This is a genomic window from Neoroseomonas alkaliterrae, assembly GCF_014199195.1.
GTDB classification, from domain to species: domain Bacteria; phylum Pseudomonadota; class Alphaproteobacteria; order Acetobacterales; family Acetobacteraceae; genus Neoroseomonas; species Neoroseomonas alkaliterrae.
Genome location: NZ_JACIJE010000005.1, coordinates 244,273 through 256,254 on the forward strand (window position 1 = coordinate 244,273; position 11,982 = coordinate 256,254).

Below are 11,982 nucleotides of genomic sequence, written 5' to 3' on the forward strand. Positions count from 1 at the left end.
AGGGCCGGGACGGCGCCAGCGCCCCGTCGGCGTGCGCCGCGAGGCCGGGGCTATCCGGCATCCTCCAGGCCGATCGCGCGCAGCCGCGCGCGTTCCTCGTCCCAGCCCTCGCGCTCCTTGACGTTGAGGAAGAGGTGGACCGGGCGTTCGAGCAGCCTCGCGAGCTCCATCCGCGCCGACTGCCCGATGGCGCGGATCCGCGCGCCCTTCTCGCCGATCAGGATCGCCTTCTGCGTGCGGCGCGAGACGTAGATGGTGCAGTCCACCCGCACCGATCCGTCGGCATTCTCCGTCCACTGCTCGGTCTCGACCGAGGCGTGGTGCGGCACCTCCTGGTGCGTCTGGCGCAGGATCTGCTCGCGCACGATCTCGGCGGCGAGCATCCGGTTGGGCAGGTCGGTCAGCTCGTCCTCGGGGAAGAGGTAGGGCCCGGGGGGCATCGCCGCGGCGAGCCTCGCCTCCAGCCGGTCGAGCCCGTCCCCCGTCTCGGCCGAGACCATGAATGTCTCGGCGAAGGTCATCATGGCGTTGAGCTCGGCGGCCAGCGGCAGCAGACGCTCGCGCGGAATGAGGTCGGTCTTGTTCAGGGCGAGCCAGACCGGCCGGCGCGACTTCGCGAGCGTCTCCACGATCCGCCGCACCGCATCCGTCAGCCCCGCCCGCGCATCCACCACCAGCAGCGAGAGGTCGGCATCCTGCGCGCCACCCCAGGCGGCGGCGACCATGGCGCGGTCGAGCCGCCGGCGCGGGGCGAAGATGCCCGGCGTGTCCACCAGGATGATCTGGCTCTGCCCATGCATGACCACGGCGCGGATGCGGAAGCGCGTGGTCTGCGGCTTGGGCGAGACGATGCTGACCTTGGTGCCCGCGAGCCGGTTCACCAGCGTGGACTTGCCCGCATTGGGCGCGCCGAGGATGGCGACGAGGCCGCAGCGCGTCATGGCGCGGCCCCGGCCAGCCAGGCCTCGGCCGCCGCCTGCTCGGCCGCGCGCTTGGTCTCGCCCGCGCCTTCCGCCTCCCGCCCGCCGGCGGCGACGCTGACGACGAAGAGCGGCGCATGCGACGGCCCGCTCGATGAGACCAGCCGGTATTCGGGCAGGCCGAGCCCGCGCCCGAGCGTGTATTCCTGCAGCCGGTTCTTGGCCGAGACGGGCGGCTTGGCGTCCGCCCCGATCAGCCCGGCCCAGTGGCGGCGGATCACGGCGCGCGCCGCCGGCAGCCCGCCGTCGCGGTAGATCGCGCCGAGCAAAGCCTCCATCGCATCGGCCAGCACGGTCTGGCGCGCGCGCAGCCCGGCGCGCTCCTCCCCGGGCGGGACGCGGATCTCCGCCTCGAGGCCCAGCGCCTCGCCCACGCGCGCGAGCGTCTCCCAGGCGACCAGCGCCGAGAGGCGCCGCGTCAGGCTCCCCTCGCGCTCGGCGGGGAAGCGCTCGATCAGCCATTCCGCCATCACGAGGCCGAGCACGCGGTCGCCGAGGAACTCCAGCCTCTCGTTGGAATCGAGCTGCCCGGCGCGGGCATCGGCCGCGCTGCGATGGGTCAGCGCCTGCGCGAGCAGGGCGGGGTCGGCGAAGGCGTGGCCGAGGCGCTCCTCGATCGGGCTCATCGCACGGCGGTGAAGAGGCGGCTCCAGCGAATGGCGAAGGGCCAGCCCCAGACCTCCCACCAGGCCGCCGAGCCGTCCACGGAGAAGAAGATGAACTCCGCGCGGCCCACGAGGTTCTCGACCGGGATGAAGCCGACCGCGTTCATCGCCCGCGAATCGAGGCTGTTGTCGCGGTTGTCGCCCATGGCGAAGACATGGCCCTCGGGCACGCGGAACTCGGGCGTGTTGTCGAAGGGCCCGTCGTCGGTGGCTTCGAGGATCTGGTGCGAGACGCCGGGCTGGCCGTCGAGCGCGGGCAGCGTCTCGAGGAAGCGGCGGACGGTCATGCGCGGCCCGTCCCCTTCCACCGTGAAGGGCCCGAGGCTGTCGCGCCGCACCGCCTGGCCGTTGATGTGCAGGATGCCCCCGCGGACCTGGATGCGGTCCCCGGGCAGGCCGACGATGCGCTTGATGTAGTCCGTGCTGCCGTCGCGCGGCAGCTTGAACACCGCGACATCGCCGCGCCGCGGCAGGGCGCCGAAGATGCGGCCGGAGAACAGGTTCGGGCTGAAGGGCAGCGAGTGCCGCGAATAGCCGTAGGAATACTTCGAGACGAAAAGGTAGTCCCCCACCAGCAGCGTCGGGATCATGGAGCCGGAGGGGATGTTGAACGGCTCGAAGGCGACCGTGCGGATGCCGATCGCGATCAGCGCCGCATAGACGATGGTCTTGATGCTCTCCAGCCAGCCGCCGGACTTCTTCTTCGCCATGGTGCTGTAGGACGGCCTGGTCATGGGGTTGCGCGCGCGCCTTGTGGCACGGGCGCCGCTCTCGCGCCAGAAGGCGATTCGCAGGTCAAGGCAGGGGCACCGCGGTGATCACCACCATGGCCTGGGCGTAGGGGAACTCGTCGGTCATGGTCAGCGCCACCTCGGCCCGGTGGCCGGGGGGCGTGATGGCCGCGAGGCGCGCCGCCGCCCCGCCCGTCATGTGCAGCGTCGGCTGGCCGGAGGGCAGGTTCACCACCCCGAGATCCCGCCAGAACACCCCGGCGCGGAAGCCGGTGCCAAGGGCCTTCGACGCCGCCTCCTTCGCCGCGAAGCGCTTCGCGTAGGTGGCGGTGCGGATGCGTTCGGCCCGCCGCTCGGCCTTGGCGCGCTCGATGGGGGTGAAGATGCGTTCGAGGAAACGGTCCCCGTGGCGGGCGATGGTCTTCTCGATGCGCCGGATGTCCAGCACGTCCGAGCCGATGCCGATGATCATCCGCGCGCCCTCTCGACCTGCGTGACGCCCGGGCAGGCGCGCAGCGCGGCGAGGATGGAAGCGAGATGGCCGGTGTCGCGCACCTCGACATCCACCAGCACCTCGCACCATTCGCCGGAGCGGTTGACGATGCGCAGGCTGTTCACCGCCCCCTCCTGGCGCGCGATCGCGGTGGTCAGGCCGGCGAGCGCGCCGGCGTTGTTCTCGGCCGTCAGCTCGATGCGCCCGACATGGCCGCCGCGCGCCCCGCCGTCATATTCCCAGTCCACGTCGATGAAGCGTTCGGGCGTGGCCGCGAAGGCCTCGAGCCCGTGGCAGTCGTTCTTGTGGATGGTCACGCCGCGCCCGGTCGTGACGATGCCCACGATCCTGTCGCCCGGCAGCGGGTGGCAGCAGCCGGCGAAATGCACCGCCATGCCGGCGACGAGGCCGGTGACGCCCATCGCCGCCTCGCGCCGCGCGGCGGGGCGCTCGGCCTTGCCCGGCGTCAGCGTCGGCCCCGCACCGAGGCGGCCGCGCGGGCGCGCGAGCGGCATCTGGTCCACGCTGCGCGCGGGGGCGCGAAGCTCGGGCACCGCGGCGTGCAGCACCTCGCGCGGGGAGATGTTGCCCGCGGCCACCGCGATGCACAGCGTCTCGAAATCCGGCTGCTTCAGCGGCTTGAGCGCGGGCTCGGCGATCTTCTCGCTGAAGTCGAGCCCCGCGGCGCGGAAGGCCTTGGCGATGGCCGCGCGGCCTTCCTCCTTCTGCTCGGCGCGCTGGCGGGCATGGACGAAGCGGCGGATGCGCGCGCGCGCCTTGCCGGTGACGACGAAGCGTTCCCAGGCCGGGTTGGGCGTGCCGCCGCGGGCGGTGATGATCTCGACCTGGTCGCCGTTCTCGAGCGTGTGGCGCAGCGGCACGATCTTGCCGTTGACCTTCGCACCCACCGTGTTGTCGCCGACCTGGCTGTGCACCTGGTAGGCGAAATCGACCGGCGTCGCGCCGCGCGGCAGTTCGATCAGGTCGCCCTTGGGTGTGAAGCAGAAGACCTGGTCGCGGTGCAGTTCGAGCTTGGTGTGCTCGAGGAACTCCTGCGGCTCGGCGGCGGATTCCAGGATCTCGAGCAGGTCGCGCACCCAGGGGTAGCGCTTGCGGTCCCGCGCGGCCTGCTCGCCCTGCTTGTAGACCCAGTGGGCCGCGACGCCGAACTCGGCGACCTCGTGCATCTCGCGCGTGCGGATCTGCACCTCGATCTTGGCGTTGCGGCGCTCGGGCACGGTCACGCCGGTGTGCAGCGACTGGTAGCCGTTGGTCTTGGGCGTGCTGATCCAGTCCTTGAAGCGCCCGGGCACCACGCGATAGGCGGAATGGATGGCGCCGAGCGCGGCGTAGCAGTCGTGCTTGTCCTTCACGATGACGCGGAAGGCCATGATGTCCGAAAGCTGCTCGAACGCCACGTTCTTGCGCTGCATCTTGAGCCAGATCGAGTAGGGCGACTTCTCGCGCCCCTGCACCTCGATGGCCTCGACGCCGGCCTCGCGCAGCACGCGCCTGAGATCCTGCTCGATCTCCTCGATCAGGTCCGCCCCCTGGCCGCGCAGATAGGTCAGGCGCGCGGCGATGGTCTGCCAGGCATCCGGGTTCATCTCCCGGAAGGCAAGCGTCTCGAGCTCGGTCTTGAGCGCGTCCATGCCGATGCGCTCGGCGAGCGGGGCGTAGATCTCGAGCGTCTCGCGCGCGGTCTTGCGGCGCTTCTCGGGGCTGCCCTTGGCGCCGAGGGTGCGCATGTTGTGCAGCCGGTCGGCGAGCTTGACGAGCAGGACGCGGATGTCCTCGCTCATCGCCAGCACCAGCTTGCGGAAGTTCTCCGCCTGCTTGGTGCGCTCGGACTGCAGCTCGAGGCGCGTCAGCTTGGTGACGCCGTCCACGAGGCGCGCGACTTCCTTGCCGAAGCGCTTCTCGAGCTCGGGCAGGGTGACGCCGGTGTCCTCCACCGTGTCGTGCAGCAGGGCGGTGGCGATGGTGGCGGCGTCGAGCCGGTAGCCCGCGAGGATCTCGGCCACCGCGAGGGGATGGACGATGTAGGGCTGCCCGTCCTCGCGCTTCTGCGGCGCGTGGGCCTCGGCGGCCAGCGCGTAGGCGTCCTCGATCAGGCGGCGGTCGGCGCGCGGGTCGTAGGCGGCGACCTTGGCCGCGAGCTCGGTGCCGGGGCTCGTCGCCTCCTGGGTGCGCAGCCCCTCGGGGGCCAGCGCGGGGCCGGTTGCTCGGGTGCCGCCGGCGCCCTGGCCCATGCGCGCGCGCCCTTAGCGCTTGCCGCCCAGTTCCGCGGCGATGGCGGCCTCGAGATCGTCGGGCGAGAGGTCCTCGGACGCGGCCTCGGGCAGCGTCTCCTCCTGGACTTCCATGATGCCGAAGATGTTCTCGTCGGTGGCGACGATGTCGATGACCTCCTCCTCGGCCGGCTCGGGCTCCGGCGCGCGGCTGAGGGACTTGATCAGGTCCTGCTCCAGCGCGGCGAGGTCCACCTTCTCCTCCGCGATCTCGCGCAGGGCCACGACCGGGTTCTTGTCGTTGTCGCGCTCGACCTCGATCGCCTCGCCGCGGCTGATGTTGCGCGCCCGCTGGGCCGCGAGCAGCACGAGCTCGAAGCGGTTGGGGACCTTCTCGATGCAGTCTTCGACGGTGACGCGCGCCATGGAGGCTCCAATGGGTAGAGGGGCGCGCGGCTTGGGGGCCGTGCGCCCTGGTCTGTCCGGTAACCTCCCCACATAGACAGCGCCGCGCTGCGGTGCAAGATGCCGGCAGCCCTCAGCCCTGCCCGGCCGCGCCGAGGCGGCGGATCTCCTGGCCCTCCACACCGCCGAGCAGCGCCTCCACCGGCAGGCCGAGGGCCGGATGCACCCAGCCCGGCGCCACCTCGGCCAGCGGGCGGAGCACGAAGGCACGCTCATGCGCGCGCGGATGCGGCAGCACCGGCGGCCCCGCCTGCACCCGCCCGCCGAGATCGATCAGGTCGAGGTCGAGCACCCTCGGCGCGTTCGGATAGGGCCGCGCCCGCCCGGCCTCGGCCTCGATGGCGTGCAGGGCGGACAGCAGCACCTCGGGCGTCGTCTCGCCCTCCATCCGCACCACCCCGTTCACGAAGGGCGGCGAGGCCGGGTCGGGCGGGATCGGCGCCGATTCCCACCAGGAGGAGACGGCGAGCACGCGCATCCCCGCCACGCGCGAGAGCGCCCGCACCGCCCATTCGCAGGTCTCGCGCGGGCTCGCGCCGTCCGCGCGCGGAAGGTTGGCGCCGAGCGCGACCAGCGCCGCCTCAACCGCCATGACAGCGCCGGGCGGAGGGTGTAGCGGACGGCACCCCGGCCGCAGGCGGGCCCGGGGCGATGGAGTCGAGGATGGGCACGGGCATGCGGCGCGGCGGCGGGATGGAGCGGGTCGGGCTCTTCGTGGACGGGGCGAACCTCTACCACACCTCGCGCGCCCTCGGCTTCGAGATCGATTTCGCCGCCATGCTCGACTATTTCCGCGGCGGCACCTACCTCGTGCGCGCCTTCTACTACACCGCGCTGGTCGAGACCGAGGACTACTCCCCGCTGCGGCCCCTGACCGACTGGCTCGCCTACAATGGCTGGCAGGTGGTGACCAAGCCGGCCAAGCAGCAGGCCGATCCCGCGGGGCGATTGCGCCTCAAGGGCAACATGGATGTCGAACTCGCGGTGGACATGCTGGAGCTTGCGCCGCAGCTCGACCATGTGGTGCTGTTCTCGGGCGACGGGGCTTTCCGCCGGCTGGTGGAAGCGGTGCAGCGCATGGGCGTGCGGGTGACGGTGGTTTCCAGCACGCGCGTCCAGCCGCCGATGATCGCCGACGAACTCCGCCGCCAGGCCGATGCCTTCATCGAGATCGCGGAGATCGCGCCGGAGTTCACCCGCCGCCAGGTCGAGCCGCGCGGCCGCGCCCCGCTCCCGCCCCCGGCGTCAGCGCCGCGCCCGAGCCGCGCCACCCCCGCCGACCCCTACGCCGACACCTCAGGGGAGCCCGAGGCGTGAGCGAGGCGCCGGGGCGGGACTGCCCGCTCTGCCCGCGCCTCGTCGCCTACCGGGAGGCGAACCGGGCCGCCAACCCGGACTGGCACAACGCGCCCGTGCCCTCCTGGGGGCCGCGGGAGGCGCCGCTGCTGGTGCTCGGCCTCGCCCCCGGCCTGCGCGGGGCGAATCGCACCGGCCGCCCCTTCACGGGCGATTATGCCGGGCGGCTGCTCTACGCGACGCTGCTGCGCTTCGGCCAGGCGCGCGGGGAGTTCCGCGAAAGCCCCGATGACGGCCTGGAACTGACCGGCTGCCGCATCGCCAATGCGGTGCGCTGCGTGCCGCCGGAGAACCTGCCGACGCCGGCCGAGATCCGCGCCTGCAACGGCTTCCTCAAGGCCGAGCTCGCGGCCATGCCCGGCTTGCGCGCGGTGCTCGCCCTCGGCGTGGTGGCGCACAACGCGCTGCTGCGCGCGAAAGCCATCCCGGCCAGCCGCTTCGGCTTCGCCCATGGCGCCATCCACACGCTGCCGGACGGGCTGCTGCTCGCCGATTCCTACCACGTGAGCCGCTACAACACCTCGACGAGGCGGCTGACGGCCGAGATGTTCGAGGCCGCGGTCGCCGCCCTGCTCGCCCGCCTGTCAGGCTGAGGGCGCGGCGAGCGCGGCCTCGATCGCGCGGATCATCTCCGCGCTGTCGGGGGCGACGCGCGTGGCGAAGCCGCGCACGCTGCGCCCGTCCCGCGCCACGAGATACTTGTGGAAGTTCCAGCGCGGCTCGCCGCCCGCCCGCGCCGCCGCCCAGGCGAAGAAGGGATGCGCCTGCGGGCCCCGCACATGCGAGATGGCGGCCATCGGAAAGTCGATGCCGAACTGCGCGTCGCAGAACTCGCGCACCTCGCGGTTGCTGCGCGCTTCCTGGTTGAAGTCGTTCGAGGGCACGCCGAACACCACGAGCCCGCGCTCCCGGTAGCGCTCGTGCAGCCGCTGCAGCGCCGCGTATTGCGGGGTGAAGCCGCAGAAGGAGGCGGTGTTGACCACCAGCAGCACCCGCCCCCGCCAGGCGGCGAGGTCGTGCTCGCCCCCTTCGAGGGCGGGGAAGCGGAAGGACCAGGCATCCGCGGCCGGTGCGGCGGCCATCAGCAGCGGGGCGGCCAGGAGGGCACGGCGCGCGATCTCAGCCATAGCGTTCCTCCATCCAGGGATCGCCGCGGTTGTGGTAGCCGCGCACCTCCCAGAAGCCGGGCCGGTCGGCGGCGAGCAGTTCCACCCGCGTCACCCATTTCGGGCTCTTCCAGAAATAGAGGCGCGGCAGGACGAGGCGCACCGGCCCGCCATGCTGGCGGCTCAGCGGCTCGCCCTCCCAGGAATGGGCGAACATCACGTCGGGGGCGGCGAAATCCTCGAGCGTCAGGTTGGTCGTGTAGCCGTCGTAGCAGGTGAGGCTGACGAAGCGCGCCTCCGGCTTCGGCCGGGCGAGCGCGAGGATGTCGGCCACCTTCACCCCGGCGAAGCGGTTGTCGTAGCGGCTCCATTGCGTCACGCAGTGGATGTCCACCACCATCTCGCTCTGCGGCAGGGCCATGAAGCCGTCCCAGTCGAGCGCGAGGCGGTTCTCGACGAGGCCCTCCACGCGCAGGCGGAACTTCTCCCGCGCGATGTCCGGCTGCACGCCGAGATCGAGCACCGGCCAGTCGCGCACCAGGGTCTGGCCCGGCGGCAGGCGCTCGCGCGCCGGGTCGGCGGTGGTGCCGGTCAGCAGCCGGCCCTCCTCCGCCCAGCGTTCCTTGGTGCGGATCAGATTCTCCTTCACCGCGCCGGTGAGCGGGATGTCGTCCTCGGCCATCGGGGCCCTCCTCGCCCCCACTAGGTGCGCGGGTGGCGCGCGGATGCAAGCCCCGTGGCCCCCCTGGACGATGCGCCGCCGTCATGCAGCATGCTGCATCCCCGGAGCGGCGCCGCGAGGGATGGCGCGCCGGCCCTGATGGGGATGCCATGCGACTGCGAAGCCTTTCTGCCCTTCTCTGCCTGCTCGCCGCGCCGGCGCTCGCCGAGGGCGAGCCCGCGCTGCGCTGGCGCGCGCCCGATGCCGCGGGGGATGCCGCCTGGCGCGCGCTGCTCGCGGCCAATCCGGACCTTGCCGCCGAGGTCCGCGCCGCCCGCTTCGCCCCGGCGCAGGGGCTGCGGCAGATCAGCGTGGACCTGAACGGGGACGGCCGGCCCGAGGTGCTGCTGCACATGAGCCTGCGCGGCTGGTGCGGCTCGGCGGGCTGCAGCGTCTTCGTCCTGACCCGCGGGCCGGACGGCGCCTGGCGCGAGATCTGCACGACGAACGCCGAGCGCGACCGCCCGATCCGCCTGCATGCCGCCGGGGATGCAGGCTGGCGCAGCTTCGACGCCACCGCGCGGGTGCGCTTCCTGCGCGCCGCCGATGGCGCCATCGCCTGCGAGGAGGAGGCGCTGCGGCGGCGCCCGTGAGGGGCGGGGCGGCGAGGAGCCGCGGGGCAGGACGGCATGGGGCGCCCCGCACCGGCACGCGGCCGGAGACGTCGCGGCGAGCGCGGCGGCCGGCGAGGCCCTGGCCACCCCTGCCCGGCCGGGCATGGAACGCCCCGGGCCGGCCGGCCGACGCCCCTCGACGGCCCGGCCATCCGGGAAGCGCCCCGCGCGCGGTCAAGCAATCGCGCCTTCCCGGCGTGTCGACGGCCCAGCGTGTCCCGCGCGGCCGCCCGATCCCCGCTTGCCTGGACGGTGCCGTCAGCGGCGCCGGCGGAACCGCCCGAGCCCGAACAGGCCCGCAAGCCCGGCCGCCAGCAGGGGCGCCGGGCCCGGCCCCGGCACGGCCACGAAGGAGAGCGTGTCCAGCCCGAAATCGTTCCCGACCGCGACACGGTTCGCGTTGCGCAGGGCGATGCTCGCCGTCTCCGCCGTTCCCGATGACCACCGCGCGGTGAAGGGCACCCAGGCGCCCACCGTCGCCGAGGGCGTGAAGTGCAGGATCTCCTCCCCGTTGATGGCCAGCGACAGGCTCGGCGGTGCATCCGGATAGAGCAGCGTGATCCAGCCGGTGAAGGCATAGACCGTGCCCGGCAGGACGCCGAGCGGCGCGGCCGTGGACCAGACGAGGCCGCTGCCGGCGGCCGCGCCATTGACCGCCATGAAGGCCGAACCCGAATGCGGCGCACCCGAGAACAGCGGGTGGAAGGCGGGCACCTCCCGCCCCGGCGCGGTGCCGGCGATGGCGTAGCGGCCTTCCGCCCACAGCCCCAAGCCGCCGGGGGCGGCCACAGGCGCGAGTTCGGTGGCGAAGCCCGAATATCCGGCCTCGAAACCGCCATTGACGATCAGGGAGGAGGCGGAGGCGGCGCCGCCCAGCATCGCGAGGCCGGCAAGCGCGGCCGCGAGAGAGCGCAGGATCATGTGTCATTCCGAGCGCAAGAAGAAGCGTCTCGGTTTTCGAGACAAACGACGCAAATCAGGAAGCACGATCCGTGCCGGTCCCGGACATCGAGACATTCCAGGCACTTCGCAGGCGCCGCCCGGCCGGGTGAGGCGGAAGTGTCAGGAATCCCGACGCCGCCTCACCCCTTCTCGCGCATCAGCCGCGCCTTGTCGCGCTGCCAGTCGCGCGCGGCGATGGCAGCCCGCTTGTCGTGCTTCTTCTTCCCCTCCGCGAGGCCGAGCAGCACCTTGGCCCGCCCGCGCTCGTTGAAGTGGATGTCGAGCGGCACCAGCGTCGCCCCCTCGCGCGTGATGGCGCCGGTCAGGGACTGCACCTGCTTGCGGTGCAGCAGCAGCTTGCGCGGCCGGCGCGGCTCGAACTTCGCCATGAAGGATCCGGCCTGCCATTCGGGGATGTAGCAGTTGAACAGCCACATCTCCCCGTCGCGCTCGCCCGCCCAGGCCTCGGACAGCGTGGCGCGGCCCGCGCGCAGCGACTTCACCTCGGGGCCGATCAGCGCGAGGCCGGCCTCGATCGTCTCGCCGATCTTGTAGTCGAAGCGCGCCTTGCGGTTCTGCGCCGCGACGCCGTGCGAGATGAGGCCCTTTTTCATGTGCCCTCAGATGCCGGGCGGCGCGCCTCCGCGCGCCTTGGCTTCGCGCCCCGCACTGTCGCCCCGGTCGCAACAGGCGGTCTCGGCGCGGTCGCGCTTCGCGCTTCCGGCCCGAGGCAAGGCCTCGGGCCGCCCTGGATGGTCCGTGCCGGCCGGGTCAGTTCAGTAGCCCCACCGAGACCATCGCCTCGCGCACCCGCGCCTTGCTCTGCTCGGCCAGCGGCGCGAGCGGCAGGCGGCAATGCTCGGTGCTGCGGCCGATCAGGCTCGCCGCATACTTCACCGGGCCCGGCGAGGTCTCGCAGAACAGGGCGTCGTGCAGCGGCACGAGGCGATCCTGGATCGCCATCGCCTCGCGCGTGCGCCCCTCGCGCCAGGCCTTCTGCATCTCGGCGCAGAGGCGCGGGGCGACATTCGCGGTCACGCTGATGCAGCCCACCCCGCCCGAGGCGTTGAAGGCGAGCGCCGTGTGGTCCTCGCCCGAGAGCTGGATGAACGCCTCCCCGCAGGCGCGCCTGGTGTGCAGCGGGCGCGTGAGGTTGGCGGTCGCGTCCTTCACGCCCACGATGTTCTTGTGCCGCGCGAGCCGGGCCATGGTCTCGACCGACATGTCCACCACGCTGCGCCCGGGGATGTTGTAGATGAACATCGGGATGTCCACGGCATCCGCGATGGCCGTGAAGTGCAGGAACATCCCCTCCTGCGTCGGCTTGTTGTAGTAGGGCGTGACGACGAGGATCGCGTCCGCCCCGGCCTTCTTCGCATGGTCCGCGAGGTCGATCGCCTCGGCGGTCGAGTTGCTCCCCGCCCCGGCGATCACCGGCACGCGGCCCTTCGCACCCTCGATGCACATCTCGACCACGCGCTTGTGCTCGTCATGCGAGAGCGTCGGGCTCTCGCCGGTGGTGCCGACAGGGATCAGCGCCTCGGTCCCCTCGGCGATCTGCCAGTCCACGAGGTCGAGGAAGGCTTTCTCGTCCAGGGATCCGTCCGCGCGCATCGGCGTGATCAGCGCGACCATCGAACCCCTGAACATCACGGCATCCTCCCGATATCCGGCAATG

15 protein-coding genes are annotated in these 11,982 nt (G+C 72.4%); 3 read left to right on the plus strand and 12 right to left on the minus strand.

Annotated features, from left to right (window positions below; genetic code table 11):
• Positions 1-50: 50 nt before the first annotated feature.
• The 7 genes from era to folK all read right to left on the minus strand — a co-directional run bounded on the left by era (position 51) and on the right by folK (position 6,157).
• Entirely contained in the window at positions 51-941 is an 891-nt protein-coding gene (era, locus tag FHS88_RS10855) for a GTPase Era (protein ID WP_184484449.1), read from the minus strand.
• On the minus strand, positions 938-1,606 hold the full coding sequence (gene rnc / locus FHS88_RS10860) for a ribonuclease III (RefSeq protein WP_184484451.1): 669 nt from the start codon (positions 1,604-1,606) through the stop codon (positions 938-940). Before rnc ends, era begins: the two co-directional genes overlap by 4 nt.
• Positions 1,603-2,379 carry a signal peptidase I gene (gene lepB / locus FHS88_RS10865; protein ID WP_246419797.1) on the minus strand — a complete coding sequence of 259 codons (777 nt, stop codon included), beginning with the start codon at positions 2,377-2,379 and terminating at the stop codon, positions 1,603-1,605. The genes rnc and lepB overlap by 4 nt, the downstream gene beginning before the upstream one ends.
• A 61-nt stretch (positions 2,380-2,440) precedes the next feature.
• On the minus strand, positions 2,441-2,848 hold the full coding sequence (acpS, locus tag FHS88_RS10870) for a holo-ACP synthase (RefSeq protein WP_184484453.1): 408 nt from the start codon (positions 2,846-2,848) through the stop codon (positions 2,441-2,443).
• Positions 2,845-5,121: a RelA/SpoT family protein gene (locus FHS88_RS10875; protein ID WP_184484455.1), complete on the minus strand. Its 2,277-nt coding sequence runs from the start codon at positions 5,119-5,121 to the stop codon at positions 2,845-2,847. The genes acpS and FHS88_RS10875 overlap by 4 nt, the downstream gene beginning before the upstream one ends.
• 12 nt (positions 5,122-5,133) lie before the next feature.
• Positions 5,134-5,526, minus strand: coding sequence for a DNA-directed RNA polymerase subunit omega (rpoZ, locus tag FHS88_RS10880; protein ID WP_184484457.1), 393 nt, complete (start codon positions 5,524-5,526; stop codon positions 5,134-5,136).
• 112 nt (positions 5,527-5,638) lie between these two features.
• On the minus strand, positions 5,639-6,157 hold the full coding sequence (gene folK / locus FHS88_RS10885; protein WP_184484459.1) for a 2-amino-4-hydroxy-6-hydroxymethyldihydropteridine diphosphokinase: 519 nt from the start codon (positions 6,155-6,157) through the stop codon (positions 5,639-5,641).
• A 59-nt stretch (positions 6,158-6,216) separates the two neighbouring features.
• On the opposite strand from folK, the gene FHS88_RS20810 reads away from it, so the two are divergent.
• Together FHS88_RS20810 and FHS88_RS20815 are read left to right on the plus strand one after the other, a co-directional pair.
• A complete protein-coding gene (locus tag FHS88_RS20810) occupies positions 6,217-6,882 on the plus strand; it encodes a LabA-like NYN domain-containing protein (RefSeq protein ID WP_246419801.1) in 666 nt (221 codons plus the stop codon).
• The gene (locus FHS88_RS20815) at positions 6,879-7,514 is read left to right on the plus strand and encodes a uracil-DNA glycosylase family protein (RefSeq protein ID WP_184484461.1); all 636 of its coding nucleotides are present in this window, start codon (positions 6,879-6,881) and stop codon (positions 7,512-7,514) included. Before FHS88_RS20810 ends, FHS88_RS20815 begins: the two co-directional genes overlap by 4 nt.
• On the opposite strand, the gene FHS88_RS10900 is transcribed toward FHS88_RS20815, so the two are convergent.
• Together FHS88_RS10900 and FHS88_RS10905 are read right to left on the minus strand one after the other, a co-directional pair.
• Entirely contained in the window at positions 7,506-8,048 is a 543-nt protein-coding gene (locus FHS88_RS10900; RefSeq protein WP_184484463.1) for a glutathione peroxidase, read from the minus strand. The two genes, FHS88_RS20815 and FHS88_RS10900, sit on opposite strands and share 9 nt — an antisense overlap.
• Positions 8,041-8,709, minus strand: a complete 669-nt coding sequence (locus tag FHS88_RS10905; RefSeq protein WP_184484466.1) for a sulfite oxidase-like oxidoreductase — start codon at positions 8,707-8,709, stop codon at positions 8,041-8,043. The genes FHS88_RS10900 and FHS88_RS10905 overlap by 8 nt, the downstream gene beginning before the upstream one ends.
• Positions 8,710-8,858: 149 nt before the next feature.
• On the opposite strand from FHS88_RS10905, the gene FHS88_RS10910 reads away from it, so the two are divergent.
• Complete coding sequence (locus tag FHS88_RS10910; protein WP_184484468.1) at positions 8,859-9,341, plus strand: hypothetical protein; 483 nt, start codon at positions 8,859-8,861, stop codon at positions 9,339-9,341.
• Between the two features lie 279 nt (positions 9,342-9,620).
• On the opposite strand, the gene FHS88_RS10915 is transcribed toward FHS88_RS10910, so the two are convergent.
• From FHS88_RS10915 to dapA, 3 genes are all read right to left on the minus strand, one after another.
• Complete coding sequence (locus tag FHS88_RS10915) at positions 9,621-10,283, minus strand: hypothetical protein (RefSeq protein WP_184484470.1); 663 nt, start codon at positions 10,281-10,283, stop codon at positions 9,621-9,623.
• A gap of 161 nt (positions 10,284-10,444) precedes the next feature.
• Complete coding sequence (smpB, locus tag FHS88_RS10920; RefSeq protein ID WP_184484472.1) at positions 10,445-10,918, minus strand: SsrA-binding protein SmpB; 474 nt, start codon at positions 10,916-10,918, stop codon at positions 10,445-10,447.
• A gap of 157 nt (positions 10,919-11,075) precedes the next feature.
• Positions 11,076-11,954, minus strand: a complete 879-nt coding sequence (gene dapA / locus FHS88_RS10925) for a 4-hydroxy-tetrahydrodipicolinate synthase (RefSeq protein ID WP_184484474.1) — start codon at positions 11,952-11,954, stop codon at positions 11,076-11,078.
• Between the last annotated feature and the right edge of the window lie 28 nt (positions 11,955-11,982).

Bases quoted from the DNA above. Each gene is read 5' to 3' on its own strand.
- FHS88_RS10915 (WP_184484470.1), bottom strand. From the start codon at position 10,283: ATGATCCTGCGCTCTCTCGCGGCCGCGCTTGCCGGCCTCGCGATGCTG.
- era (WP_184484449.1), bottom strand. From the start codon at position 941: ATGACGCGCTGCGGCCTCGTCGCCATCCTCGGCGCGCCCAATGCGGGC.
- FHS88_RS10905 (WP_184484466.1), bottom strand. From the start codon at position 8,709: ATGGCCGAGGACGACATCCCGCTCACCGGCGCGGTGAAGGAGAATCTG.
- folK (WP_184484459.1), bottom strand. From the start codon at position 6,157: ATGGCGGTTGAGGCGGCGCTGGTCGCGCTCGGCGCCAACCTTCCGCGC.
- FHS88_RS10875 (WP_184484455.1), bottom strand. From the start codon at position 5,121: ATGGGCCAGGGCGCCGGCGGCACCCGAGCAACCGGCCCCGCGCTGGCC.
- lepB (WP_246419797.1), bottom strand. From the start codon at position 2,379: ATGACCAGGCCGTCCTACAGCACCATGGCGAAGAAGAAGTCCGGCGGC.
- acpS (WP_184484453.1), bottom strand. From the start codon at position 2,848: ATGATCATCGGCATCGGCTCGGACGTGCTGGACATCCGGCGCATCGAG.
- smpB (WP_184484472.1), bottom strand. From the start codon at position 10,918: ATGAAAAAGGGCCTCATCTCGCACGGCGTCGCGGCGCAGAACCGCAAG.
- rnc (WP_184484451.1), bottom strand. From the start codon at position 1,606: ATGAGCCCGATCGAGGAGCGCCTCGGCCACGCCTTCGCCGACCCCGCC.
- FHS88_RS20810 (WP_246419801.1), top strand. From the start codon at position 6,217: ATGGAGTCGAGGATGGGCACGGGCATGCGGCGCGGCGGCGGGATGGAG.
- dapA (WP_184484474.1), bottom strand. From the start codon at position 11,954: ATGTTCAGGGGTTCGATGGTCGCGCTGATCACGCCGATGCGCGCGGAC.
- FHS88_RS10910 (WP_184484468.1), top strand. From the start codon at position 8,859: ATGCGACTGCGAAGCCTTTCTGCCCTTCTCTGCCTGCTCGCCGCGCCG.
- rpoZ (WP_184484457.1), bottom strand. From the start codon at position 5,526: ATGGCGCGCGTCACCGTCGAAGACTGCATCGAGAAGGTCCCCAACCGC.
- FHS88_RS10900 (WP_184484463.1), bottom strand. From the start codon at position 8,048: ATGGCTGAGATCGCGCGCCGTGCCCTCCTGGCCGCCCCGCTGCTGATG.